This is a genomic window from Ornithobacterium rhinotracheale DSM 15997 (assembly GCF_000265465.1).
GTDB lineage: Bacteria > Bacteroidota > Bacteroidia > Flavobacteriales > Weeksellaceae > Ornithobacterium > Ornithobacterium rhinotracheale.
Map to the genome: position 1 here is coordinate 1,410,176 of NC_018016.1, position 23,885 is coordinate 1,434,060.

Here is a 23,885-nt window from a genome sequence, read left to right on the forward strand (position 1 = left end):
GCCCCACACATTGCGGGGCTTTTTTTGTTAAAAAAATCTTGTGTTTCGGAAATTTTATAATTTTACAACTTCGTGATTAATGATAAAATTATTCAAAAATGAAAAGATATTTGTTTTTTGCAGCTTTTCGGATTATATTTTTCTCTGTACTGGGGAGTCTTTTTTTAGCTTATATTGTATTTTTATTTAGTGCTCGCTCAAACGAACATAGACATTCTTGTGATATGTCAGGAATCATTATTGGAATGTATCTCATGGTGGCATTATTGGGCTCTATTTCAAGTTCAATTTTTATTTTTTTAAATTTAATCAAGAATGTTAGGGAAAATAAATGGTACAATATACTATCTTTTTCAGCTTATTTATTCTTTGTTTTCTTGATACTTATTGAGCCAGATGCTTCAGAATTTCTTATTCTCGTTCCCAGTTTATTGCCTCTTTGTTTAATTTCTGTTTATGAGTATTTTCGTTTTAAGAAGAAATATTTGATTAAAAACTAAAAATTTACACCTGTTACATCACAGGGCTTTTTTACACTTAATAAATCCAAAAATTGACAAAAATCAAATCGTAGATACAAAAAAGTTTCTGCGATTTTTTTGTATCTTTACAAAGATAAATCAATTTTAAAAAAGAAAACATGAGTAAAAAATATGCTTTAGGCGTGGATGTAGGCGGTAGCCATATCAGCTGTTGTGCAGTGGATATGGATACTCAAAAATTGGTAAAAGAAAGTTTCAAAAGAGAAAAACTCTCGCATACCGATACCAAAGAAAATATTTTAAAAACATGGGCAAAGGCAATCAACGAGTGTATGGAAAGCGTGGGCGTAGACAATGTGCTCGGTTTGGGCTTTGCAATGCCAGGGCCATTTAATTATAAAGAAGGTATCTCAATGCTTGAGCACAAATATCCCAATCTGTATAAAACACATATTCCTACGGCTTTAAACGAATATTTAATCCAAAAACAAGAAATGCGATTCTTGAACGACGCCTCTGCATTTGCGGTGGGCGTGGCTTGGATAGGCAAAGGAAAAGGCAAAGAGAAAGTAGTAGTCATTACGCTTGGAACGGGCTTTGGTAGTGCATATATCGATGGGGGCGTGCCTATCGTGGAGCGTGAAGATGTAGCACCAGAAGGCTGTTTGTGGCATTTGAAATTCAAAGATGGTATTGCCGATGAGTACTTTAGCACCCGCTGGTTTACAGGGGAATACGAAAAGAGAACGGGCAAAGCCATTCAAGGGGTAAAAGATGTGATTGATACGCCATTGAAAGATGAATTATTTACCGAGTTTGGTGAGAATTTAGGAAACTTCATTGCACCTTGGCTTAATAAATTTAATGCCGATATCTTAGTCATGGGCGGAAACATTTCGCTTGCCTATCCACATTTTGAAAAAACATTGCTCGAAACTTTAAAACAAAACGGAAACCAAACGCCTGTGGCTGTTTCAGAACTAATGGAAGATGCCGCGATGATTGGTGCCGCACGCACTTTTGACGAAACTTATTGGGCAAAAGTGAAAGACAATTTACCTAAGTTTTAGATTTTTAATCAATTAAATTGTGTTATTATGGGAATGTGTGCTTGTTATTATTTGTTAAATAAGGAAGATGAACTTTTAAATCTTTCGAGCAAAGGCGAAGAGGAATTGTTAGATTATATTGAGGAAAATTTAAGCGAAAGCGAAGACCTTGTAGATATTGATAAAATGTGGGATGCGTTGCACTTTGTGTTTACTGGCTCCGAGTGCGGCATTGATTTGGAAAATCCTTTATCCATTGCCGTAGCAGGAGAAATTGAATTAGAAATCAGCGATGGACTCGTGGCATTGGTAAGTAAAGAAAAAATCCCCCAAGTGGTAAAAGCACTTTCCGAATTTGATATGCCTAAGGCGTTAGCAAATTTCAGTATGCAAAAATGCAAAGAGGCAGAGATATATCCTAATATTTGGGATTATGAGGAGGAATTGGAAGAAATAAGAGAAGAATTGCAAGATGCATACAACGAGCTTTTAGCTTTCTATCAAAAGGCAGAAGAACAAGGAAAAAGCGTTCTTATAACTATTTATTAAGACAAAGACAATTTACCTAAGTTTTAAAAAATATGATTTTAAATGATTTTCTTCCTCGTTTTTGATGAAATGAGGAAGAATTTTCATTAAATGAAAACAATAATAAATTCTTGAATTAATGAAAAAAATACTTTTTGCTTTAGCATTTGTATGCTTTTATGCTCAAATACAAGCGCAAGTCAATGAATATCCTACCAGCCCCGTGGATTATGTAAATCCGCTCATGGGTACGGATTCCAAATTTGCGCTCTCCAACGGGAACACCTATCCCGCCATTGGTCGGCCATGGGGCATGAACCTCTGGACGCCACAGACCAATAAAAATGGCGACGGCTGGGTGTATCAATACAGTGCTGATAAAATCAACGGGTTTAAACAAACACATCAGCCTTCGCCGTGGATGAACGATTATGGAGCCTTTGCCATTATGCCCATTGTGGGTAAATTACGATTTGAGGAAGGTGATCGCGCCAGCTGGTATTCGCACAAGACAGAGGAAACCACTCCGTATGATTATAAAGTGTATCTGGCAGATGAGGACATCACTGCCGAATTAGCCCCAACGGAGCGTGCGGCGATTCTGCAATTTACTTATCCTAAAACCGATTCTGCCATGATTGTGGTAGATGCTTATCACAAAGGCTCTTGGGTGAAATACTTGCCTAAAGAAAACAAAATTGTGGGCTACAACACCTTTAACAATGGTGGCGTGGCAGATAATTTTAAAAATTATTTTGTGATAGAATTAAGCCAAAAACCAGATTTTTATAAAACTTGGAACAATGGCAAATTTGAAAATTCTCCCGAGGTGAAAAGCGAAAGAGCGGGTATTGTCGTAGGTTTTAATAAAACTAAAAAAGGCGAAAAAATCATTTGCCGTGTGGCATCATCGTTCATCAGTTTGGAGCAAGCCGAGCAAAATTTAAAAGCTGAATTAGGCTCAAAATCTTTAGCCCAAGTAAAAGAAGAAGGTAAAAAGGAGTGGAACGAAGTTTTGTCTAAAGTCTTGGTAAAAGGTGGCGACGAAAACCAAATGCGCACTTTTTATTCTTGCTTGTATCGCATGGTGTTTTTCCCGCTTAGAATGTACGAAATCACTCAAAATGGCGACATCGTACACTACAGTCCGCAAAACGGAAAAGTGGAAAAAGGCTATAAATTTGCAGGGACAGGCTTTTGGGATACTTTCAGAGCCTTGTATCCTTTCTTAAACTTGATGTATCCTTCGATCAATAAGCAAATGCAAGAAGGCTTAATCAATGATTACAAAGAAGGCGGCTGGTTGCCAGAATGGTCTTCGCCAGGCTATCGTGGAATCATGATTGGTAACAATTCGGCATCGGTGGTGGCAGAGGCTTACATCAAAGGTTTGCGTGGCTACGACATCGAAACGCTATACGAGGCACTGATTCATGGTGCCAATAACGAAGGTCCCGGAGCTACGGGAAGAAAAGGCGTGGCGTATTATAATCAATTGGGCTATGTGCCAAACGATGTGGACATCAACGAGAATGTGGCGCGTTCGCTTGAGTATGCCTACGATGATTTTGCGATTTATCAATTGGCTAAAGCCTTGAAAAAGCCTAAAAAAGAAATCGAAAAATACCGCAAAAAAGCTTTTAATTATAAAAAATTATTTAAGCCAGAAAATAAATTAATGGCTCCTAAAAACAAAGACGGCAAATTTTCGCCCAACTTCAATCCGTTTTCTTGGGGCGGAGCCTTTACCGAGGGCAACAGCTGGCACTACTCGTGGTCGGTGTTTCAGGACATTGAGGGCTTAAAGAATTTAATGGGCGGAAACCGAGAGTTTGTCCAAATGCTGGATTCTATTTTTGTGATGCCGCCTACTTATGAGGCTTCGTATTATGGCGGAATCATCCACGAAATCAGAGAAATGCAAGTGATGGGCATGGGGCAATATGCACACGGAAATCAGCCGATTCAGCACATGATTTATTTGTATGATTATGCGGGTGAGCCGTGGAAAACCCAAAAATGGGCACGCGAGGTGATGAACCGCATGTACAACGCAAATCCAGATGGCTATTGTGGCGATGAGGACAATGGGCAAACATCGGCTTGGTATGTGTTCTCTGCCCTGGGCATGTATCCCGTAACGCCTGCTTACCCTGAGTATGCACTGGGCGCACCATTGTTCAAAGAAGCGACTTTAAGTTTTGAAAATGGCAAAAAATTAAAAATTGAAGCACCAAACAATTCAGCCCAAAACCGCTATGCCGACAAGGTGTGGGTGAATGGTAAATTGTATGATAAAAACTATTTCAATCATTTTGATTTGCTCAAAGGCGGTGTCATTAAATTCGACATGCAAGCCGAGCCCAATAAAAAGCGTGGCACGAGCAAAAACGCTTATCCTTTCTCAATGAGCTTGGAGCGATAATATGTTAAAAGGTTTTGCTATACGGCAAAACCTTTTTAAATTTACTAAAGTGAAATTTTGAATCATGAAAAAATTGTTTACTTTATTTTTAGGGCTGTGGATGATAAATGCAGTTTTTGCAGAGTGTGCATCAGGAAATCTGATAGCTTTTCCTCAGAATGAAAAAGTGAGCCAAAATAGCCTTTTTATGATTGAGGGCTATATGCTTTATCAAGATATAGTTCAATTTTTGGGCAATAAATATCCTGTGTATTTGAAAAGTGAGCAAGAAAAAATTCCGCTGCAAGTGGTGGAGTATTGCAAGGGGGAATATGATTTAGAGCAAGTGATACTCAAGCCTCAAAGGCTTCCCAAAGCAGGTGTTACCTATGTGCTTTTTGTAGACAATCTGCCAGAATATTTAAATACTTATGAAAATGGAAAAAGGCTTAAAAATCGGAGGCTTAATACATATTATATCTTAAATGAACAAGATACAAAAAAGCCTACATTAAGTGGAATTCCAAAATTTATGAAAAGTATATTTGAGCAATATGGTTGTGGAAATGATGTATATGCTATTTTTAGTAATTCTGCAAAAGATGATGATTCGGAGATTTGGGTAAAAACGACTGTAAAAAATTTGGACACGGGAGAAGTGATGCAATACTACATTAAGCCCTTTAATGGTAAACTCTATGTGGGACACGGCATGTGTAGTGGTGCTTTCAATTTTGGAGATAGTAAGCAGTTTTCAGTCGTTTTCAGCTTTATGGATTCATCTGGCAATGTGAGTGATGCTAATATTGAGCCTGTCATTTTTGAAAATCCGATATATCACAAGAAAAGTAAATGATTTAAAAAAAATAGGGTCTATCTATCCTTTCTCAATGAGCTTGGAGAGGTAGAGAAATGAGGTTTTTGATAAAAGCAATATGGTGCAGAGCCTTTCTCTCCTATTGCAAATAAAATTTCAGTAAGTGCAAAATAATTCCTATCTTGTGCAAAGCATTTTCCAGCTTGTGCAGAGTTTACACAAGCTTGTGCAAAGGATTTCCCAGATGGGGGAAAGGCAGCACAAGATAGGAAATTGAATACACAACATAATGTAAAGAATTTCCCAGATAGGAAATTCAATATCCTAGATGGTTTTTTAAATATTTGATAATGAATACAATGTTTAACCCTTAAAATAATAAAATTATGGCGAGAAAATCGTATTCAGAGAGCATCACTTCGGCAAAAGTGATGATTGATGCCCTTAAAAATAACAAGGGAAGTTTGCCACAAAAGTTAGACGACGATTTCATCACAAAAATGGAAAACCTCCGCACCAAAGCAGAGACGCTAAACACCGAGCAGGAAAAGCTTAAAGCGGATTTAAAACAAAAAACCGAAGCACTAGACAAGGAACTCAAAGAATTAGAAAAACATTATGCAGAGGCTAAAAAGCGCATTAAGCTAGACTTTCCGCAAACAGCTTGGAAGGAGTTTGGTATTGAGGATAAAAGGTAGAAAAGAGGTTTTTTACAGCACATTTACAGAAAGGTTTTGTCAGCACGGCAGAACCTTTTTGTTTATAACTAAAACCTTCGTTATTTAACGATTCTTCTTCCCCAAATGATTGGTATACAAAAACACGGGGATTAAAATCAAAAGCATCACAGGCTGAATAATCAATCGGCGAATGTAGAAACCTGCCGTAAAGCCTAAACTTGAAAATTCCGTTTTTAAACTATAATAATACAAGCCAAAAAACACCAAGGCACCCACCACATACACCAGCGCACTGAATTGCACATAGGCTTTTTTGTTGAAAATGAAAGCAATGATGCCGAGCGAAATGAGGGTGTTTAAGCCATATCTTAAAAGCATACTGAACAGGTGTTTGCCCAAGTCTATCTCGGGAAATGCCACATGATGATAATCCGTTTTGAAATAAGCCAAAAGCGGGTCGTAGAACAATTCGGTTTGGAAAAAGCGAACTGCCATCAGCGCAAAAATCAATACAACGATAAGTGCCCAGCGTAGAAATTTCATCAGTTTTTATTTTTTAGTACAAAAAACACAATCCAGATAATCCACAACACCACTACCATTCCGTAAATAATGGCAGGGAACAGATAATCGTGCGCCAATTCGCTGTATTCGGCGTGGTAGGCAAAAATATAATTGAGGATTGCAATGCGTGTAATATTGGTAAAATGCAGCAAAATCACCCCTCCCACCGAATACAAGAAACTCGGCAAAAGCTTTTTGGAAAATGCAATGATAAACGAGACGAAAATAATCATAATCGCAATGGCATTGCACCCTTCGTTTATGATACATACATAGCGGTCATTCAGCAAGAAACGGCGAAAAGTCTCTCCTGCTATCTGTTCAGAATTGGCATTGAAGCCCAGCCACTGCATCACTTGTGCGGTGCTTTCTGCCACCCAAGCCGTGAACGGATCGGCAATTTGTTTTAACTCAGAAAAATGTTGCAAATACTGGCTATACAACAAAGTGAGCACAATATAAGCGATAAAGAATTTGGCAATGAGCCACAATGCGGGTTTAAATTCCTTTAAATTCATAATTAAATGCAAATGTAGAAGATTATTTTTTATTTTTGCTTTAAATTCAGAATTATGAGCGATTTAAAAAAGAGAATTGATACGATTCTTGAGGCAAATCAAGAATTAGATAGCACTTTACAAAAGATTTGTAAATTGTTGTATGATGAGGTAAAGCACTTTAACTGGGTAGGCTTTTACTTTAAAAATGGAGACAAACAAGAGCTAAAGTTAGGACCTTACGAAGGTGCCCCAACCGAGCACACCATTATCCCATATGGCAAAGGAATTTGCGGACAAGTGGCGGTGAGCAACGAGACTTTTATCTCGCAAGATGTGTATGCCGAGGAAAACTATTTGGCGTGTAGCATTGAGACCAAGGCAGAAATCGTGGTGCCAATTTTTAAAAACGGAGAAAATGTAGGGCAAATCGATATTGATTCGCATTATGCCAATTCCATCAGCAAGGAAGATGAGGAGTTGCTCAATTACATTTGCGAGCGTGTAGGGAAAATGCTTTAAAATCGGATTTTTTTAAAATAATATTAAAAAACAAGGGCGATTGCTGAAAGCAATCGCCCTTCTCTTTTATTAAAGTTTATAATCTTAAAAATTAAGGTAAAACTTCTTTCATAATGTAGCCTTGTGAGCCGTTTGGCATAGGGATACTCAATTTTTGAGAAAGCGTAGGAGCCACATCGGTAATGTTATAACGAGTGAAGCTTTCGCCTGGTTTCACTTTCCAGCCATACCAAATGTTTGGCACATGCGTGTCGTATAGGTAAGTAGTCCCGTGAGTGGTACCTTTGGCACCGTATTCCATGTATTGCGGATCTAGCAATACAACGATGTCTCCGTTTTGTTTAGGGTCGTAGCCACGCTCGATTAAGCTTAAATTGTAATCAGTTGGGTTTCCTCGCAAGATGTCATTTCGGGAGTAGGTGCGTGCCACAAATGGTTTTTCGTTTGCCCAGTCGCATACTTCTCGAACAATTTTGTCGTAATCCCATTTTTTGTTTTTAATCAATTCATCGTTCAAGTAGATGTTTTGATTAGAATAATTGGTGATTAATTCTTTGCCATAAATCGGTGCAAAGTGCTCTTGCATTTCTTTGAAGAATGCTTTGTAATCCAAATTTTTTACATGGTATTTATGGTCGAGCAAAAAGTTTGGATTTTCTGCCGCAGCGTGGTCGGCACTCAAGAAAAGTAAATAATTGCCTTTACCCACTTTTTCGTCGAGGAAGTTAAGCAAATCGGCAATGTTTAAATCCAATCTTAAATAAGTATCTTGGATCTCCATGGAGCGAGTGGCAAAGTTGTGTCCTACATAGTCGGTAGAGGAGAAGCTCACTGCTAAGAAATCTGTAAATTCGCCTTTTCCTAGATTTTCATGCTCTATGGCTTCTTTGGCTAAATGTGCCACCATGTCGTTCCCGTAAGGCGTGGTTTTTAGCACGCTGTAATTACCAGTTTTTTTAGCAACTTTCTTTAAATCATAAGGGAATACAGGCTTGTCTAGCCCAGGGAATCCCGCTTCGTATGGAGTGAAGTCTGGAGTGCTTTCGTCGTATTCTTTAGCGTCTTTAAGCAATTTCCAGCCTTGTTTTATAAATTTTTCTGGTTCTTTTTTAGCATTATAATTTTTTACCCATTGTGGCAACTCTTTCATGTAAAATGTACTTGAAATAAAGTTGCAATTTTTATCCATCCAGTAAGCCGCATCGGCAAAGTGCCCAGCGGGCAAAATTGCGCCACGATCTTTTACCGAAATCCCAATTACCTTTCCGCGGAAGTTGTTGTTAAGTTTCAAAGCATCAGTTACGGTAGTGGCTTTTAGACGGTGCGGAGACATTCTCCCTTGTTTGTCATCTGGAGCGATGCCTACACTCTGCATATTGTTGTCTGAAGTGCAATACACAAAATCCTTCTCGCCACGGTGGTACCAAGAGTTTCCTACAATGCCATGAATGGCAGGCGTAGTCCCTGTATAGAGGCTAGAGTGTCCTGGTGCCGTGTAAGTAGGCATATAATTGTAGTGTGTGTTTTTGAAATTAAAGCCCTCTCTCATCAGTCGTTTAAAACCATCGTTAGAGAAATCGCTGTTGTAGCGGTACAGATAATCGGGGCGCATTTGATCTACCACGATACCCACCACGAGTTTGGGCTGTTCTACTTGTGCATTGGTAAGGCATAGCACGCTGAGTGCTAGGCTACTAATTGTTTTTTTCATTTGCTTTAATTGTTCTTAAATAATTTAAGGGCTAATCTACTAAAAATTATAGAAAATGTGGAATAAATTGAATTAAAAAATGTTTAAATTTTACTTTTTGAAAGCCTGCTGTGGGGCTACATAAATATTTTTTTTAATTCTAATGTTAAATCTCAAAAAAAGGTTTTCAACAATAGGTGTTTGATAATTCATCTAAGCCACATCCACACAAGATTTGAGCCCATTTTTGAACATTCAAGGGGATTTTGAAAATTGTCTTTTAAGTAAGTTTTCTATAACTTAGACCACTCGTTTGCGAGGAGAAACTTGCGAAAAATCATTTAATTATTTAATATACAAAAGTTTATACATCATGGGCGTTTTTGATAAAAGAATAAATTACAAACCATTTGAGTATCCAGAGATACTACAATTTACCGAGGCTATTAACAAATCATTTTGGGTGCATTCAGAGGTAGATTTCACAGCCGATATTCAGGATTTTCATTCCCAAATATCGGAGCAAGATCGCAATGCTGTGAAAAACAGCTTGCTAGCCATTGCACAAATCGAAGTAGCTGTGAAAACTTTCTGGGGAAATCTTTACAAACATATGCCAAAACCAGAGATGAATGGATTAGGGGCTACTTTTGCAGAATGCGAATTTAGGCACTCAGAGGCATATTCAAGATTGCTTGAGGTTTTGGGTTACAACGATGAGTTTGAAAAAGTGATCGAAGTACCTGTCATCAGAAAAAGAATCGAATACCTAAACGAGGCGTTAAAAGATGCCAATTCAGAAGACCACAAAGCTTATGTAATGTCGCTTTTGATGTTTAGTATCTTGATTGAAAATGTTTCATTGTTTAGTCAATTTGCTATTATTCTTTCGTTTACAAGATTTAGGGGCTACATGAAAAATGTTTCAAATATCATCGCATGGACTTCTGTAGACGAGCAAATTCACGCCAATGCAGGGATTTATTTAATTAATAAAATTAAAGAAGAACAACCCGAATTGTTGCAAGAAAACGAAGAGGCTCAGATCTATGATTTAATCAAGGAATCCATCAACATCGAGGCACAAATCCTAGACTGGATTTTTGAACAAGGCGAAATACCGAATATTACCAAAGAAAATCTACTTAACTTTATGAAATTTAGAGTAGACGATAGTTTGGTGAAAATTGGAATGAAACCATTGTTTAATGTTACCAATGAGGAATACAAAGCCATGGAATGGTTTGAGCAAGAGGTGTTTGCCAATTCGCTCGATGATTTCTTTGCTAAACGCCCAGTGGATTACACCAAGCACGATAAAAGTTTTTCAGCGAATAGTTTGTTCTAAAATAATTTAAGTCATGACAGAAGAGATAAAACAAGAAATGATTTACAATTTCAGTAAAGATTTCAAACTTGGTGAATACATTTATATGGGCATGGGGCTTGTTGGCGAGCATCGCGTGTGTATTTCCGTAGCCTATAAAATTGATTATTGCATCAAAAAAGCCAATCAATTTGTAGAAGCAGATCCTAATGTGAAGTTTACTCACATCAACAAAGTAAAAGTGGGCGAGACCAGTGCTACCCAAAAATTTGAATTATAATTTAAAAACTAAAACATACCAATACAAAAAAACATGTCTGAAGAAAAAACTATATGGTGGCTCAATGAGGAGTCTGAACAAATGCTCAATCGTGGTTATTTGCTAAAAGGCGAAACCGTAGAAGGTGCCATTGAGCGTATCACCACTGCAGCTGCCAAGAGATTATATAAACCAGAACTTCAACCAAGATTCGAGGAGATTATCCGCAAGGGCTGGATGAGCCTTTCTTCTCCCGTTTGGGCAAATATGGGAACCCAGCGAGGTTTGCCGATTTCGTGCTTCAATGTGTATGTGCCAGATAGTATTGAGGGGATTACACACAAGCTAGCAGAGGTGATTATGCAAACCAAAATCGGTGGGGGGACTTCAGGCTATTTTGGAGAATTAAGACACCGCGGAACTGCCGTTACCGATAATGGTAAATCTTCTGGTTCTGTGAGTTTTATGAAGCTTTTTGATACCGCAATGGATGTGGTTTCTCAAGGAGGTGTTCGCCGTGGCGCATTTGCCGCTTACTTAGATATCGACCACCCAGATATCGAGGAGTTTTTACACATTAAAGACATAGGAAACCCAATCCAAAACCTTTTCTATGGCGTTTGTGTACCAGATTATTGGATGAACGATATGATCGAGGGCGACATGGAAAAACGCAGAATTTGGGCTAAAGTGCTTGAATCTCGCCAGAAAAAAGGATTGCCTTATGTATTGTTCTCAGACAATGTCAATCGTCAGAAACCACAAGTCTACAAGGATAACAATATGGTGATTAATTCAAGTAACTTGTGTTCAGAAATTATGTTGCCATCGTCTGTAGATGAGTCGTTTATCTGCTGTTTGTCTTCGATGAACTTAGAGCTTTTCGACGAGTGGAAAGACACCGATGCAGTGCAATTGGCGATTTTCTTCTTAGATGCGGTACTTTCAGAATTCATTGCCAAAACCGAAGGAAATTATTATCTATCTTCAGCCAGAAAATTTGCAATGCGTCACCGTGCATTAGGTTTAGGGGCATTAGGATACCATTCATATTTGCAAAAAAATATGATTCCATTTGAAAGCATGGAGGCAAAACAATTTAATGCCAAAGCTTTTAAATTAATCAGAGATGAAGCCCAAAAAGCAAGCGAGGAGCTAGCCAATATCTATGGCGAACCTGAAATGCTAAAAGAATATGGTCGCAGAAATACCACTTTGATGGCAATTGCACCTACTACTTCGAGCTCTGCAATTTTGGGGCAAACTTCTCCAGGAATTGAGCCATATGCAAGTAACTATTACAAAGCAGGTTTGGCAAAAGGAAACTTTATGCGACAAAACAAATATTTGAAAAAACTATTGGCAGAAAAAGGCATGGATACCGAAGATATTTGGCGAAATATTATGCTGAACCATGGTTCTATCCAGCAATTGGAAGGATTAACTCAGCGAGAGAAAGATGTGTTTAAAACATTCAAAGAAATTTCTCCGATGGAAATCATCACACAAGCCGCTCAGCGTCAGCAGTTCATAGACCAAGCGCAAAGTTTGAACTTGAACATTCCGTCTTCTATGCCAGTAAAGGATGTCAATGCTTTGATGATTGAAGCTTGGCGTTTAGGCGTAAAAACTTTGTATTACCAACGAAGCCAATCTGTTTCTAAAGAATTAATGGTAAACTTCGTAAAATGCGCAAGCTGCGAAGGATAATCTTTAGTAATCTTAAAATAAAAAACGACTTCCGGAACCACAATCCAGAGGTCGTTTTATTTTATCTCAAAAAACACTCAAAATCCTATTTTTTTGGTGGGAATTTTTTGAATAAATCTTGAATCGCTGATTGAATAATTTTCTCAGAATCTGCCCTAGTAGAAAATTCTTTGCTAAACACGCCTTGCCAAATCAAATGTTGATTGGTGGCGTCTAGCATTTCAATCACTAAATCTTTTTGTAATTTTTTGGTTTTAATAGGAATGCCTACTTGCATACTTGTTCCAAAACCACCGCCATAACTACCTGTCCCAATGCCCACCGTGTTGGTGTTTGTAACGACTTGTTCAGATGGTTTTATGTCAATCAAAACTTGTGGATGATCCGATTTTTGCCATGATTTAGCTTTTAATTCTTGGTCGATTGCACGCACAATTCGAGTTTGGTCGAGCTGATTGACGCCATTCCAATCAATATCCGAGAAATAGTTGTAAGTTTTAATTTGGCTAAAATTTACCCCGCGGTCGTAATCGGTATCTACATGGGCAGAACTGCACGCCGCTAATAACAATAACGAAAAGATAAGGTATAAATGTCTCATAATTAATCAATAATATTCACCTCCCTCTCCAATTCTATACCAAATTGATTTTGGATTGATTCTATAATCTCAGTCGAAAAATCATAAACCTCTTTCCCTGTCCCAAAATCTGGGTTGATGAGCACTAATGCCTGCATGTGGTGCACGCCCACTTTGCCTACGCGTTTGCCTTTCCAGCCCGCTTTTTCAATTAGCCAGCCTGCAGGAATTTTCACATGCGCATCGTCCACACGATAATGCGGGATTTCGGGGTATTTTTGTTCAAGCTGAAGATAAATTTCTTTTGGAACAATTGGATTTTTAAAGAAACTTCCCGTGTTTGGGCAAACTTTTGGGTCGGGCAATTTGCTCGAGCGAATACTGATTACGGCATCGCTAATTTCTTGAATCGTAGGGTTTTCAATATTTTTTAAAGCTAACTCTTGCTGAATTGCTCCATACAAAACTCGTAATTCGTGGTCTTTTTTAGTCAGTTTGAAAGTTACCGCCGTTACGATGAATTTACCTTTCAATGCTCGTTTAAAGATGGATTCCCTATACCCAAATTGGCATTCAGCATTGCTGAAAGTTTTAAGCGTAAGATTTTTAATATCAAAAGCTTCTACGCTTTCGATGTGGTCTTTTACTTCTACGCCATAGGCTCCAATATTCTGAATTGGCGACGCTCCCACTGTGCCAGGAATCAACGAAAGATTTTCTAATCCGCCCAAATCTTTGGCTAAACAGTTTAAAACAAATTCATGCCAATTTTCGCCCGCAGCTGCTTTAAGCCAAATATGATTTTCGGTTTCTTTTTCTACGGAAATTCCCTTTAATTCGATTTTTAAAATATCGCCATTAAAATCATGCAAAAAAAGAACATTTGAGCCTCCGCCCAAAACATAGAAATTTGGATTTTTATTCTCGGTAAAATATTGTTTTAAATCCTCTATGCTTTCAATTTCAATCAGGCGTTTAGCTTGCACATCAAGAGCAAGCGTAGTAAAATCCTTTAATGATGAATTTTCAATAATTTTAGCCATGATTTACAAGGTATTATTTGGATATTCTTTCAATGCGATTTCTAAGGCATCGAGAGCCAATTTTAAATCTTCGGTATTAAGTACATACGCCAATCGAGCTTGGTTTTTACCCAAATCGGGCGTGAAATAAAAACCTTGCATAGGTGCAAACATCACGGTTTTGCCTTCGTGTGCAAAATCTTGAAGCAACCACACTGCAAATTTTTCGGCATCGTCTACGGGCAATTGTACCGCGCAGTAAAAAGCTCCCGTAGGTTTAGGGCACACTACGCCTGGGATTTGATTGAGGCGTTCCACCATAAAATCACGACGCTTTTTATATTCAGCATTAGCTTCTTTCAGGTATTCGTGTGCGTCGTTTAGTGCCACGGCACCCAATTTTTGACTAGTAACGCATGGGCTCAATCGCGCTTGTCCGTATTTCAAAACATTAGCGATAAATTCTTTATTTTTAGAGGCTACTGAGCCTAGTCTAATTCCGCACATGCTGAATCTTTTAGATTCAGAATCAATCATAATTGCATTTTGAGCCAATTCTGGAAAGTGCAAAATAGAGGAATGTTCTTTTTCGTAAGAAAATTCACGATATACCTCATCAGCTACGATGAATAAATCATGTTTTAAAACTAAATCCTTTAATTGTTCTAGCTCCTCATGCGAGTACATGTAGCCCGTTGGGTTTCCTGGGCTACAAATGAGAATAGCTTTGGTTTTAGGAGTGATTAATTTTTCAAAATCAGCAATAGGAGGGAGTGCAAATCCGTCTTCTATATGGGAAGTTACGGGCACAAATTTCACATCGGTTTCGTTGGCAAATCCGTTGTAATTTGCATAAAAAGGTTCTGGGACTATGATTTCGTCTCCAGCATCGGCAATGGCGTTAAAGGTAAAGAATAAAGCCTCTGAGCCGCCATTGGTAGCGATGATTTCGTCTGCCGAGATCGGAATATTTCGTTCGTTGTAGTAATGGCTAAGGGCATCGCGATATTCTTGGGTGCCCTCTGAGCTGGTGTATGACAAAATATTTTTCTGCCAGTTTTTTAGTGCATCTATGGCGCATGCGGGGCTATCTATATCGGGTTGTCCAATGTTAAGATAAAAGACTTTTTTGCCCTCTTTTTCAGCAGCTTTGGCATACGGCATGAGTTTTCTAATCGGAGATTCTGGCATTTTATGCGCTCTGTTTGATATTTTAGTCATAACATTAATTTAAGATGTTTTGTGAACGAATTTAATAACTTGGTATTGTTTTTGTGTCTATTTAAACAGTCGTAAAGATACGAAAATTAATAACTAATAAAACACAAAATTATGAGTAAAGCAAAACAAACAGGAACTATTTTAGGAAGTTTAATCATAGGAGCATTAGCAGGAGGAATTGCCGCTTTATTATTGACACCGCATAGTGGAGAAGAAACTAGAGAAAAATTGAAAAAAGAGGCAGATAGACTTCGTGAAGAGTTAAAAGATTATAGTTCAGACTTTAGCGATAGGGCTAAAAAGGTAAAGAAAGATTTAGAAAAAAAGCTTAAGAAAACAGAAGCTGAGCTTTTAGATATCGAAGAAGAGCTAGGAGTTTAATTTTTGTAATCTTTATTTGATATGTTTGGAGGAGTTAAAAATTATGTACAAGATCAGATAACACTTGCCAAGCTAGAAGTGGTGGAAGGAGCAGGAAAAGCAGCTGGCTCTATCGTTGCCATGGTGTTTATGGCAATTTTTGCCGTGCTTTTCATTGTCTTTCTAAGTATCGCTGGGGCATATTATCTTTCTGTGTATTTCGGGTCTTATATGTATGGTTTTTTAGCGATGTCGGGAGTATTTTTATTACTAATGATTCTCTTAGTAGTATTCAAAAAAGCTATACAGAATTTGGTGGCAAATATAGTTGTAGCTGCTACGATGGGAGCTAAAAAATTAAAGAAATAATGGAGCCGATAAGAAATTTAAAAGAACTACAACAAAGGAAATTAGAAATACAGAAGAAACTTACTTCAAGTATGGACGATCCTTGGAGTAATGTAAAAGGATTTGTAAATTTCTTTAGTCAGAAAAGCAAAGGCGGTGGTTTACCATTCATAGGTAAATCTTCGAAGTCTCAGAATAGAAATGAGCTAATCGATGAGGGAGCAAAAACAATCCTTACGTTTGTGGCAAGTTCTGTTGTGAGTAGATTTAAGCTTGGATTTATTCCCAAAATCATTATCACTTCTGGAGTAGCTTTTGCAACGCCGTATGTAGTAGATTTTGTACAGAAGAAAATTAGAAACCGTAAAACCAAAAAGAAATAATCCCATGGATTATTAAAATATAAAAAGCCGAGATTTTTAAATCTCGGCTTTTTTTGTAATGATTAAAATTAATTTAGTCTTTTACCACACCTTTAATTCTTAAAATCTTTCTTCCGTTCTCTACAGCGTTAGACAAAACGGTAATCGATTTGTTGAATGAATTTGTAATGCTTGTGTTATAGCGAACTTTGATCTGTCCTTTTTGCCCTGGAGCAATCACATCAGTTGGTTTTGGATACTCCGCAGCAGTACACCCGCAAGAGGTTTGCACTTTTCTAATGATCAAAGGCTTGTCGCCAGTGTTGGTGAATGTGAAAACACGCTCGCCATTTGAGCCCTTAGCCACTTCGCCATAATCAATCGTTTCTTTTTCAAATGAGATTTCTTGAGCGTTTGCAGCGGCTAAGCCAACAAATGCAAAAGAAACAGCAAATAATAACTTTTTCATATCTATTATTTTAAAATGCAAATTTAAGTATTTTTTTATAACTAATTTTAATCTTAAATTTGCGGTTCAAATACTAATGTTCAAATAATATACCATTTTTATGGAAATACCATCTAAATACAACCCGAAACATACCGAAGAGCGTTTATATAACTTTTGGCAAGACAACGGATTTTTTCATTCCGAGCCAGATGACAGACCAGCCTATACCATCGTGATTCCGCCACCCAATGTAACTGGCGTATTGCACATGGGGCATATGTTGAACAACACGATTCAAGATATTTTAATCAGAAAAGCCCGTATGTCTGGCTTTAACGCTTGTTGGGTGCCAGGTACCGATCACGCATCAATTGCTACCGAGGCAAAAGTAGTTAAAAGATTGAAGGAGCAAGGCATAGAGAAAACCGATTTGTCTCGCGACGAATTTTTGCAGCACGCTTGGGACTGGACACACGAGCACGGTGGCAAAATCCTTGAGCAGCTTAAAAAGCTAGGTGCTTCTTGTGATTGGGAGCGTACTAAATTTACTTTAGATGAAGATTTGTCTGAAGCGGTAACCAAAGTTTTTGTGGATTTATACAATAAAGGAAAAATCTACCGCGGATACAGAATGGTAAACTGGGATCCAGAAGCCAAAACCAACATTTCAGACGAGGAGGTGATTTTCAAAGAGCAAAATGGTAAATTATATTATTTAAAGTACAAAATCGAGGGTTCTGAGGAGTTCTTGCAAGTTGCTACCACTAGACCAGAAACCATTTTTGGAGATGTGGCAATTTGCGTGAATCCAGAAGATGAGCGATATAAACATTTAGTTGGTAAAAAAGTAATTGTTCCGATTGTAAATCGTGCAATTCCAATCATAGCCGATGAATATGTAGACATCGAGTTTGGTACAGGTGCGTTGAAAATTACGCCAGCACATGACACCAATGACTACGAAATCGGTAAAAAATATGATTTAGAAATCATAGATGCCTTAGATGACGATGGTCGTTTGAATCAGCATGGATTGCATTACAATGGCAAAGACAGATTTGAAGTAAGAAAACTCATTGCGCAAGAATTAGAAGAAAAAGATTTATTGCTAAAGGCAGAAGACTATGTGAACAAAGTAGGAACTTCTGAGCGTACAGGTGCTGTAATCGAACCAAAACTTTCGGTTCAATGGTATTTGAAAATGAAAGAATTGGCACAAAAAGCACTAGATGCGGTAGCCGATAGCGAAGTTAAATTATATCCCGACAAATTCCGAAATACTTGGAATCACTGGTTAGAGAATGTTCACGATTGGAATATTTCTCGTCAGTTATGGTGGGGACACAGAATTCCTGCCTATTTCTACGGCGACGGCATGGAGGATTATGTAGTGGCAGAAACTGCAGAGCAAGCTTTAGCTTTAGCCCAAGAAAAAACAAATAATACCGATTTAAAACTAGAAGATTTAAAACAAGACGAAGACGCTTTAGACACTTGGTTCTCTTCTTGGTTGTGGCCAATTTCAGTTTTCAATGGAATTAATGAACCAGAAAACGAAGAAATTAAATATTATTACCCAACGCGTGATTTGGTTACAGGACCAGACATCATGTTCTTCTGGGTGGCAAGAATGGTTATGGCAGGGTACGAATACCGCCAAGAGCAGCCATTCTCAAATGTGTATTTCACAGGATTGGTGCGCGATAAGCAAAGAAGAAAAATGTCTAAATCGCTTGGAAACTCACCAGATCCAATTGAATTGATGACTAAATACGGTGCCGATGGTGTGCGTGTAGGATTGATGTTGGCATCTTCTGCAGGGAACGATTTGTTGTTCGACGAGGATTTGTGCTTGCAAGGTAGAAACTTTGCCAATAAAATTTGGAACGCTTTCCGTTTGGTTTATCATTGGGAAACAGCACCAAACGAAGAAACCGAAGTGGCTAAAAATGCAAACACTTGGTTCAAGGCTAAATTCAACAAAACGCTATCCGAAATGAATCACAATTTTGAGCAATTCAGAATTTCAGATGCGTTGATGTCTTTGTATAAATTGATTTGGGATGATTTCTGTTCTTGGTATTTAGAGGCAATTAAGCCAGATTTCCAGCAACCGATTGCGGAGCAAACCAAGGCACAAGCCATTGCATTTTTAGAAGATTTAATTAAACTATTGCACCCATTTATGCCATTCTTAACCGAAGAGATTTGGCAAAACATCAAAGAAAGAAAAGTAGAAGAGGCGTTGATAGTTTCATCGTATCCAGAAGCGCAAGCTTTTGACGAAAAAGTGTTGGGATTGTTTGAAAATAGTGCCGAAATCGTTTCAGGAATCCGCACAATTCGTAAAGAGAAAAACATTCCAAATAAAGAGAAATTAAATCTATTTACTGAAAATTCAGACACTTTCTTAACAGCTGTAGTAGAGAAGCTAGGAAATCTAAATCCAATCGAATTTTCAAGCGAAAAACCGAATAATGCTCAAACTTTCAGAGTAGGTGTGCAAGAGTTTCATGTGCCACTTGAAGGCTTAATTGATGCCGAAGCAGAAATCGAGAAATTAGAAGCAGATAAAAAATACTTGGAAGGTTTCTTGAAATCAGTGGAGAAGAAATTGAGCAACGAGCGATTTGTAGCCAATGCACCTGAGCAAGTGGTAGCCATGGAGCGTAAAAAACAAGCCGATGCTACCGAAAAAATTGCTTTGATTGAGGAGCAATTAAAATCGTTGAGAGGATAATAAATGGCAGGGCATCAAGAGGAAATAGACCAATATATAGCCAAGCACTACATCAATAAAAGTAATTGGCTGAGAGCTGCGGTATTGGGTGCCAACGATGGGATTTTATCCACATCGAGCGTAGCGATTGGGGTAGCCGTTGCTAGCACGACTAGTGAGCCCGTGATATTGTCTACCTTGGCAGCCATGGTGGCTGGGGCGTTGTCTATGGCAGCGGGAGAATATGTTTCCGTGAGCTCCCAAACCGATATTGAAACCGCAGATATTGAGCGAGAACGAAAAGAGCTGGAGGAAATGCCAGAGCTTGAGCTTGAGATGCTTGCCAAGATTTATGAACAACGCGGACTCAAAAAAGAAACGGCAAAACTGGTAGCTCAAGAGCTTACCGAGCATAATGCATTGGACGCGCATGTGCGAGATGAACTAGGCTTAAACGAGGTAAATAAAGCCAACCCTTTGCAAGCTGCCTTAGCATCGGGGGCATCATTTACGGCAGGAGCACTCTTGCCACTGTTGGTAGTTTTGTTGTTTCCTGTAAAGGGGGTGGAATATGCATTGTATGGTTACTCTATTCTGGTTTTGATGATTTTAGGTGCCGTGGCAGCCAAAGCAGGAGGCTCTAACATTAAGAAAGCAGTTTTCCGAATTAGTTTTTGGGGAACCGCCGCTATGGGGCTCACCGCATTGGTAGAACATTTTTTTGGTGTGAATGTTTAAACTATACAGATGATAAAAAGATAAAGAGATTAAAACTTTAACATGCTAAAGGCTTGTAGTTTTTAAAACATTTTATAGCTTTGCGGCAATTCTATGAAACAGTGTGTGCTACATATAATGAATTGTGATAAGTTTAACATCTTTTTCTTGTTTATCTCGAGAAAAAGTGTAAACACACACACACACACACACACACACACACAGTATAATTGTGCGTGTATAGTTTACTTTCTACGATTTGCATTTGCAAGTAGTTTCCCATTCATTTTAAAGATAAAAAACAGTGTTGCTAGCTTATGGCTAGCTACACTATATTGTATCCATAAAATAAAGCCAAAGTTCCGTTTAGGAGCTTTGGCATTTTTGTTATGTACATCTTTTTATTCCCTAATAGAGAGATGTTTTTGCAGTGCCCCACACTGTAAAATACTTCTTTTCATACACTCTCATGGAACGGGCTTCCTAGTAGAAAGTTTTTTTTCATACTTAATTTTTTTAGCCGAGAGGCTAGAGGAGTTATTTAGTAATGTTCGCTATGAGAATAGCCGACAATCGTTTTTAAGTTTTGGCCTTGCTGTGGAAATCCCCTAACTCCACGGTAAGGCTTTTTTTATGAAAACAAGGGGAATAAAAAATTAATAACGGAGACAAATATAAACAGAATAGAAACTTTTTAAAATTAAATTTTATGAAAAAGACAATGTTAAGCTTAGGAGTATTCGCCTTGTTAGGCTTGAGTACCCAAGTATTCGGACAAGCAGTGGTGGAGACCGCAACGCCAAGCGAGTCTCTAAAAGAAAACGCGGTGGGGATTAATACCGATGAGCCTACCGCAAATCTAGATGTAGCAGGTAATGCAAGGCTACGCAAAACCAGAGAAGCAGTATTGCCTAAAGTGCAAGGCACTCAATTATTAGTAATAGACAAAGATGGGAATATTCTAGGTTTGCCTATTAAAACTACTACGCTGAAACAGCTAGAGGCAGGTGGTGCTGCTAGTGGTGGAACTCAAGATGGAGATGCTTCTTCAGGAGGAGGAAGCTCTTCTGCAGCACCAGAGGTAACCTTAGATAATATTACAGGAAATATTAGAGAGGTAAGACATATTACTCCAACAGAGTGGGCAAAGTCAAATACATTTGCCTTAATACAAACTACAACAGAAACTATAGATTTGCCAGATCCTTCTGGTTATACGAATAGAATTATTTCTGTAAATAATCAGGCTGGAACGCAGTTAAATTATGGAGGAAAAAATAGTCCAAAAACAGTATCAACTTTATTTGCAGGTAAAGGACATATCTTGATGTCTGATGGTACTAACTGGTATGTGATAGGAGGAAGTTACTAATCTCTAAAAAACATAAGATAAAAGATGAAAAAGTTATTATTATTGAGTATGCTGTTTATAGGAGTATTTACATATGCACAGCAAAATAAAACGTTAGACAATTTAACGGGGAACATCCGTGTGGTAGAGCATATCACGGTAGCAGAATGGACTAAGCCCAATACCTTTGCTTTGGTGCAAACAGGAGGCGAACCGATAGAGCTACCACCAGCTTCAAATTATGCAGATGGTAGAATTATAGCAGTGAATAATAGTTTCCCATATATTAAGAGCGATCCTTTAACTGTAAAACGCCCCTATGCCGAAGCTAATAAGCCAGAAGGTACCAGTGAATTATATGCTGGGAAAGGACATATTTTGATGGCATATAGAGGGAAATGGTATATCATCAGTGGTAGTTGGTAATTATTAATTATAAAGATTTAAAATAGAAAGTAAAATGAAAAAACAATTATTATTTTTAGGTATGCTCCTATCGGGTACAGGAGCCTTTGCCCAAATCAATACACAGGGGAATATAGTCCCATCAATAAATGGTCAAAATCCTTTTTTAGATGCTTCGGGCTACAATGCTGTGGGAAATAGCATAGCAAAAGGTTTATATTTTCCTAGTGCGGATTTGACTAAATGGGAGTTTAATGTGGGGGTAGTAAATCCATCCACTTTCTCTAGCTATTTTGATGGAATGGTAGTGTATAACTCAGGTGCAGGTAAAACCTTGGGAGATACTAGCAAAGGAGGAAAACAAGTAGATGTAACGCCTGGTTTCTACTATTTTAAAAATCCAGGACAGAGTTTCCCCGTAGGTAGTGTGGCTAATGGGCAGTGGGTGCGTTTAGGGGCTGAAGCTGTGGCAGGTAATACTACTTTAGGCACTTTGCCAAAATACACCACAACAGAAAGAGACAAGCTAAAAGGAGTAGAAGAAGGAAGCCTTATTTATAACACGACTACTAAACAAGTAGAGGTGTATAATGGTACAGGTTGGGATACCGTATCTGGAGTAGCTACCACCAACCCAGGCGGAGGTACCCCAGTATCTCCAGGCACAGGTGTAACGCCTCCAGGTGGAGGGGTACAGCCGCCAAGTGCTGGCACAGATCCTAGTACAGGCGGAGGAACCCAATCAAATCCTGGTCCTGGAGTTATAGCAGGAGGCATTAATGGAGGAGGCTCTGGTACAGCTACTATTAGTGCGACACAAGATATCTATGTGCCATCTTTGAAGATAAGCAATTATCAGGGGGTTATAAGAAAAATAACCGTTAGTATACCTTATACAGGAGGTAGAGGTACTTATGATGTGGTAGATCTCGTGGCGAGCAATGTAAGAGGTGAAGGTGGAGATGTAAATGATATTAGATTAAAGATCATAGGAGGAACATTTTCTTCTTCAGGAACAGTTACGGGTGAAATAGAGGTAAGAGGAGCAGATAATGCATTTAATGTAACAAAACTCGACCCTAATGTCTTTAAAACGATAGCGAGCTTTACTTTTAAGCTAGGAACTCAGACTCAGAAATTAAATGTAATTGCCACTGGAGGAGTTACAGATAAAATGTATAATGTTAAAACACATAATAAATTAGAGCACCAATTTGTATATGTTCCAATTATTTCTCCGAAGACAGGTAGAATATGGCTGAATAATAATTTAGGAGCAGAATATGCGAAGGTAGGATCCAAAGTATTTGCTCCAGAAAAGCATATGGCTGGAAGGACTGATAAAAATGCTGCAGGATCGCTGTTCCAGTGGCAAAGAGAGCCTGATGGAGCAGAGTTGGTAGACTGGTCTGGTTCTTCTCCAAGAATGGTTTATAGTGGAGGTCCTTGGAGAACGGATACGCATAGTTATAGTGCATTGAATTTATGGCAAAAACAAACAGCAAACAATCCGTGTCCTGCAGGATATCATGTGCCAACTATAAGTGAGTGGGTTGCGGAAGGTCCTTTAGAATATAGAAATGCGCCTCTTTATCCATTAGCATATGGTCATGTTGTTTTGTCTGGTTTTTCTGAAACATTTTCGCTTAACTCGGGTTCTGATGATGAATTTTGGACATCTACTTCTAGTAATGCAACCACAGCTAAAGTTGTGGATACGGATGGCTGGAGTCCTGATACATCTTTTAATAAGAGTTGGGGGTTACCTGTACGCTGTATAAAAGACTAGTAAATTTATTTTTCTTACAAGAGCCGTGTTA

The 23,885-nt window shown here is 38.3% G+C and carries 25 protein-coding genes; 18 read left to right on the forward strand and 7 right to left on the reverse strand.

From position 1 onward, the window contains the following. Positions 1 to 98: 98 nt before the first annotated feature. From ORNRH_RS06645 to ORNRH_RS06670, 6 genes are all read left to right on the forward strand, one after another. Positions 99 to 500 carry a hypothetical protein gene (locus ORNRH_RS06645; protein WP_014791115.1) on the forward strand — a complete coding sequence of 134 codons (402 nt, stop codon included), beginning with the start codon at positions 99 to 101 and terminating at the stop codon, positions 498 to 500. Between the two features lie 140 nt (positions 501 to 640). Next, positions 641 to 1,552, forward strand: a complete 912-nt coding sequence (locus tag ORNRH_RS06650) for an ROK family protein (RefSeq protein ID WP_014791116.1) — start codon at positions 641 to 643, stop codon at positions 1,550 to 1,552. A 27-nt stretch (positions 1,553 to 1,579) separates the two neighbouring features. After that, complete coding sequence (locus ORNRH_RS06655; RefSeq protein ID WP_014791117.1) at positions 1,580 to 2,080, forward strand: YfbM family protein; 501 nt, start codon at positions 1,580 to 1,582, stop codon at positions 2,078 to 2,080. 118 nt (positions 2,081 to 2,198) lie between these two features. Further along, on the forward strand, positions 2,199 to 4,484 hold the full coding sequence (locus ORNRH_RS06660; protein ID WP_014791118.1) for a GH92 family glycosyl hydrolase: 2,286 nt from the start codon (positions 2,199 to 2,201) through the stop codon (positions 4,482 to 4,484). Between the two features lie 64 nt (positions 4,485 to 4,548). After that, a complete protein-coding gene (locus ORNRH_RS06665) occupies positions 4,549 to 5,319 on the forward strand; it encodes a hypothetical protein (protein ID WP_014791119.1) in 771 nt (256 codons plus the stop codon). Between the two features lie 347 nt (positions 5,320 to 5,666). After that, positions 5,667 to 5,978 (forward strand): hypothetical protein, encoded by a 312-nt coding sequence (locus tag ORNRH_RS06670; RefSeq protein ID WP_014791120.1) that lies wholly within the window; start codon positions 5,667 to 5,669, stop codon positions 5,976 to 5,978. Positions 5,979 to 6,062: 84 nt separating this feature from the next. Here ORNRH_RS06670 and ORNRH_RS06675 read toward each other — a convergent pair whose 3' ends face one another. Next, positions 6,063 to 6,503: an exosortase F system-associated membrane protein gene (locus tag ORNRH_RS06675; protein ID WP_014791121.1), complete on the reverse strand. Its 441-nt coding sequence runs from the start codon at positions 6,501 to 6,503 to the stop codon at positions 6,063 to 6,065. Continuing rightward, on the reverse strand, positions 6,503 to 7,042 hold the full coding sequence (gene xrtF, locus ORNRH_RS06680; protein WP_042275284.1) for an exosortase family protein XrtF: 540 nt from the start codon (positions 7,040 to 7,042) through the stop codon (positions 6,503 to 6,505). Before xrtF ends, ORNRH_RS06675 begins: the two co-directional genes overlap by 1 nt. A 54-nt stretch (positions 7,043 to 7,096) precedes the next feature. Between xrtF and ORNRH_RS06685 the strand changes: the two genes are divergently transcribed. Then, a complete protein-coding gene (locus ORNRH_RS06685; RefSeq protein WP_014791123.1) occupies positions 7,097 to 7,543 on the forward strand; it encodes a GAF domain-containing protein in 447 nt (148 codons plus the stop codon). A 91-nt stretch (positions 7,544 to 7,634) separates the two neighbouring features. Here the strand turns inward: ORNRH_RS06685 and pafA are convergent, their stop codons facing one another. Then, positions 7,635 to 9,254 carry an alkaline phosphatase PafA gene (gene pafA, locus ORNRH_RS06690; RefSeq protein ID WP_014791124.1) on the reverse strand — a complete coding sequence of 540 codons (1,620 nt, stop codon included), beginning with the start codon at positions 9,252 to 9,254 and terminating at the stop codon, positions 7,635 to 7,637. 352 nt (positions 9,255 to 9,606) lie between these two features. On the opposite strand from pafA, the gene ORNRH_RS06695 reads away from it, so the two are divergent. Genes ORNRH_RS06695 through ORNRH_RS06705 form a run of 3 tightly spaced genes read left to right on the forward strand, consistent with a single transcriptional unit; the run spans position 9,607 to position 12,529 of the window. After that, entirely contained in the window at positions 9,607 to 10,581 is a 975-nt protein-coding gene (locus ORNRH_RS06695) for a ribonucleotide-diphosphate reductase subunit beta (protein ID WP_014791125.1), read from the forward strand. Positions 10,582 to 10,594: 13 nt separating this feature from the next. Then, on the forward strand, positions 10,595 to 10,840 hold the full coding sequence (locus ORNRH_RS06700) for a hypothetical protein (RefSeq protein ID WP_014791126.1): 246 nt from the start codon (positions 10,595 to 10,597) through the stop codon (positions 10,838 to 10,840). 33 nt (positions 10,841 to 10,873) lie between these two features. Further along, positions 10,874 to 12,529, forward strand: coding sequence for a ribonucleoside-diphosphate reductase subunit alpha (locus tag ORNRH_RS06705; RefSeq protein ID WP_014791127.1), 1,656 nt, complete (start codon positions 10,874 to 10,876; stop codon positions 12,527 to 12,529). A gap of 85 nt (positions 12,530 to 12,614) precedes the next feature. Here the strand turns inward: ORNRH_RS06705 and ORNRH_RS06710 are convergent, their stop codons facing one another. The 3 genes from ORNRH_RS06710 to ORNRH_RS06720 are packed head-to-tail and all read right to left on the reverse strand — an operon-like array spanning position 12,615 to position 15,352. Next, positions 12,615 to 13,130: a DUF4136 domain-containing protein gene (locus ORNRH_RS06710; RefSeq protein WP_014791128.1), complete on the reverse strand. Its 516-nt coding sequence runs from the start codon at positions 13,128 to 13,130 to the stop codon at positions 12,615 to 12,617. 2 nt (positions 13,131 to 13,132) lie between these two features. Then, on the reverse strand, positions 13,133 to 14,152 hold the full coding sequence (murB, locus tag ORNRH_RS06715; protein ID WP_014791129.1) for a UDP-N-acetylmuramate dehydrogenase: 1,020 nt from the start codon (positions 14,150 to 14,152) through the stop codon (positions 13,133 to 13,135). A 3-nt stretch (positions 14,153 to 14,155) separates the two neighbouring features. After that, positions 14,156 to 15,352 (reverse strand): pyridoxal phosphate-dependent aminotransferase, encoded by a 1,197-nt coding sequence (locus ORNRH_RS06720; RefSeq protein ID WP_014791130.1) that lies wholly within the window; start codon positions 15,350 to 15,352, stop codon positions 14,156 to 14,158. Between the two features lie 111 nt (positions 15,353 to 15,463). Between ORNRH_RS06720 and ORNRH_RS06725 the strand changes: the two genes are divergently transcribed. Genes ORNRH_RS06725 through ORNRH_RS06735 form a run of 3 tightly spaced genes read left to right on the forward strand, consistent with a single transcriptional unit; the run spans position 15,464 to position 16,443 of the window. Next, positions 15,464 to 15,733, forward strand: a complete 270-nt coding sequence (locus ORNRH_RS06725) for a YtxH domain-containing protein (RefSeq protein WP_014791131.1) — start codon at positions 15,464 to 15,466, stop codon at positions 15,731 to 15,733. A gap of 21 nt (positions 15,734 to 15,754) precedes the next feature. Then, complete coding sequence (locus tag ORNRH_RS06730) at positions 15,755 to 16,081, forward strand: phage holin family protein (protein ID WP_014791132.1); 327 nt, start codon at positions 15,755 to 15,757, stop codon at positions 16,079 to 16,081. Then, positions 16,081 to 16,443: a hypothetical protein gene (locus ORNRH_RS06735; RefSeq protein WP_014791133.1), complete on the forward strand. Its 363-nt coding sequence runs from the start codon at positions 16,081 to 16,083 to the stop codon at positions 16,441 to 16,443. Before ORNRH_RS06730 ends, ORNRH_RS06735 begins: the two co-directional genes overlap by 1 nt. 73 nt (positions 16,444 to 16,516) lie before the next feature. Here the strand turns inward: ORNRH_RS06735 and ORNRH_RS06740 are convergent, their stop codons facing one another. Next, complete coding sequence (locus ORNRH_RS06740; RefSeq protein WP_014791134.1) at positions 16,517 to 16,891, reverse strand: DUF1573 domain-containing protein; 375 nt, start codon at positions 16,889 to 16,891, stop codon at positions 16,517 to 16,519. 100 nt (positions 16,892 to 16,991) lie between these two features. Here ORNRH_RS06740 and ORNRH_RS06745 point away from each other — a divergent pair, with 100 nt between their 5' ends. The 5 genes from ORNRH_RS06745 (at position 16,992) to ORNRH_RS11640 (ending at position 23,854) form a co-directional block, all read left to right on the forward strand. Continuing rightward, positions 16,992 to 19,613, forward strand: coding sequence for a valine--tRNA ligase (locus tag ORNRH_RS06745; RefSeq protein WP_014791135.1), 2,622 nt, complete (start codon positions 16,992 to 16,994; stop codon positions 19,611 to 19,613). Positions 19,614 to 19,616: 3 nt separating this feature from the next. Next, positions 19,617 to 20,330, forward strand: coding sequence for a VIT1/CCC1 transporter family protein (locus ORNRH_RS06750; RefSeq protein WP_014791136.1), 714 nt, complete (start codon positions 19,617 to 19,619; stop codon positions 20,328 to 20,330). 688 nt (positions 20,331 to 21,018) lie between these two features. After that, positions 21,019 to 21,681 carry a hypothetical protein gene (locus ORNRH_RS06755; RefSeq protein WP_014790424.1) on the forward strand — a complete coding sequence of 221 codons (663 nt, stop codon included), beginning with the start codon at positions 21,019 to 21,021 and terminating at the stop codon, positions 21,679 to 21,681. Between the two features lie 24 nt (positions 21,682 to 21,705). Next, complete coding sequence (locus tag ORNRH_RS06760) at positions 21,706 to 22,086, forward strand: hypothetical protein (RefSeq protein ID WP_014790423.1); 381 nt, start codon at positions 21,706 to 21,708, stop codon at positions 22,084 to 22,086. 34 nt (positions 22,087 to 22,120) lie between these two features. Next, positions 22,121 to 23,854 carry a fibrobacter succinogenes major paralogous domain-containing protein gene (locus ORNRH_RS11640; protein WP_014790422.1) on the forward strand — a complete coding sequence of 578 codons (1,734 nt, stop codon included), beginning with the start codon at positions 22,121 to 22,123 and terminating at the stop codon, positions 23,852 to 23,854. The last annotated feature ends 31 nt before the right edge of the window (positions 23,855 to 23,885 follow it).

Coding starts and splice junctions, on each gene's coding strand:
- ORNRH_RS06645 (WP_014791115.1), top strand. CDS start 99: ATGAAAAGATATTTGTTTTTTGCAGCTTTTCGGATTATATTTTTCTCT.
- ORNRH_RS06650 (WP_014791116.1), top strand. CDS start 641: ATGAGTAAAAAATATGCTTTAGGCGTGGATGTAGGCGGTAGCCATATC.
- ORNRH_RS06655 (WP_014791117.1), top strand. CDS start 1,580: ATGGGAATGTGTGCTTGTTATTATTTGTTAAATAAGGAAGATGAACTT.
- ORNRH_RS06660 (WP_014791118.1), top strand. CDS start 2,199: ATGAAAAAAATACTTTTTGCTTTAGCATTTGTATGCTTTTATGCTCAA.
- ORNRH_RS06665 (WP_014791119.1), top strand. CDS start 4,549: ATGAAAAAATTGTTTACTTTATTTTTAGGGCTGTGGATGATAAATGCA.
- ORNRH_RS06670 (WP_014791120.1), top strand. CDS start 5,667: ATGGCGAGAAAATCGTATTCAGAGAGCATCACTTCGGCAAAAGTGATG.
- ORNRH_RS06675 (WP_014791121.1), bottom strand. CDS start 6,503: ATGAAATTTCTACGCTGGGCACTTATCGTTGTATTGATTTTTGCGCTG.
- xrtF (WP_042275284.1), bottom strand. CDS start 7,042: ATGAATTTAAAGGAATTTAAACCCGCATTGTGGCTCATTGCCAAATTC.
- ORNRH_RS06685 (WP_014791123.1), top strand. CDS start 7,097: ATGAGCGATTTAAAAAAGAGAATTGATACGATTCTTGAGGCAAATCAA.
- pafA (WP_014791124.1), bottom strand. CDS start 9,254: ATGAAAAAAACAATTAGTAGCCTAGCACTCAGCGTGCTATGCCTTACC.
- ORNRH_RS06695 (WP_014791125.1), top strand. CDS start 9,607: ATGGGCGTTTTTGATAAAAGAATAAATTACAAACCATTTGAGTATCCA.
- ORNRH_RS06700 (WP_014791126.1), top strand. CDS start 10,595: ATGACAGAAGAGATAAAACAAGAAATGATTTACAATTTCAGTAAAGAT.
- ORNRH_RS06705 (WP_014791127.1), top strand. CDS start 10,874: ATGTCTGAAGAAAAAACTATATGGTGGCTCAATGAGGAGTCTGAACAA.
- ORNRH_RS06710 (WP_014791128.1), bottom strand. CDS start 13,130: ATGAGACATTTATACCTTATCTTTTCGTTATTGTTATTAGCGGCGTGC.
- murB (WP_014791129.1), bottom strand. CDS start 14,152: ATGGCTAAAATTATTGAAAATTCATCATTAAAGGATTTTACTACGCTT.
- ORNRH_RS06720 (WP_014791130.1), bottom strand. CDS start 15,352: ATGACTAAAATATCAAACAGAGCGCATAAAATGCCAGAATCTCCGATT.
- ORNRH_RS06725 (WP_014791131.1), top strand. CDS start 15,464: ATGAGTAAAGCAAAACAAACAGGAACTATTTTAGGAAGTTTAATCATA.
- ORNRH_RS06730 (WP_014791132.1), top strand. CDS start 15,755: ATGTTTGGAGGAGTTAAAAATTATGTACAAGATCAGATAACACTTGCC.
- ORNRH_RS06735 (WP_014791133.1), top strand. CDS start 16,081: ATGGAGCCGATAAGAAATTTAAAAGAACTACAACAAAGGAAATTAGAA.
- ORNRH_RS06740 (WP_014791134.1), bottom strand. CDS start 16,891: ATGAAAAAGTTATTATTTGCTGTTTCTTTTGCATTTGTTGGCTTAGCC.
- ORNRH_RS06745 (WP_014791135.1), top strand. CDS start 16,992: ATGGAAATACCATCTAAATACAACCCGAAACATACCGAAGAGCGTTTA.
- ORNRH_RS06750 (WP_014791136.1), top strand. CDS start 19,617: ATGGCAGGGCATCAAGAGGAAATAGACCAATATATAGCCAAGCACTAC.
- ORNRH_RS06755 (WP_014790424.1), top strand. CDS start 21,019: ATGAAAAAGACAATGTTAAGCTTAGGAGTATTCGCCTTGTTAGGCTTG.
- ORNRH_RS06760 (WP_014790423.1), top strand. CDS start 21,706: ATGAAAAAGTTATTATTATTGAGTATGCTGTTTATAGGAGTATTTACA.
- ORNRH_RS11640 (WP_014790422.1), top strand. CDS start 22,121: ATGAAAAAACAATTATTATTTTTAGGTATGCTCCTATCGGGTACAGGA.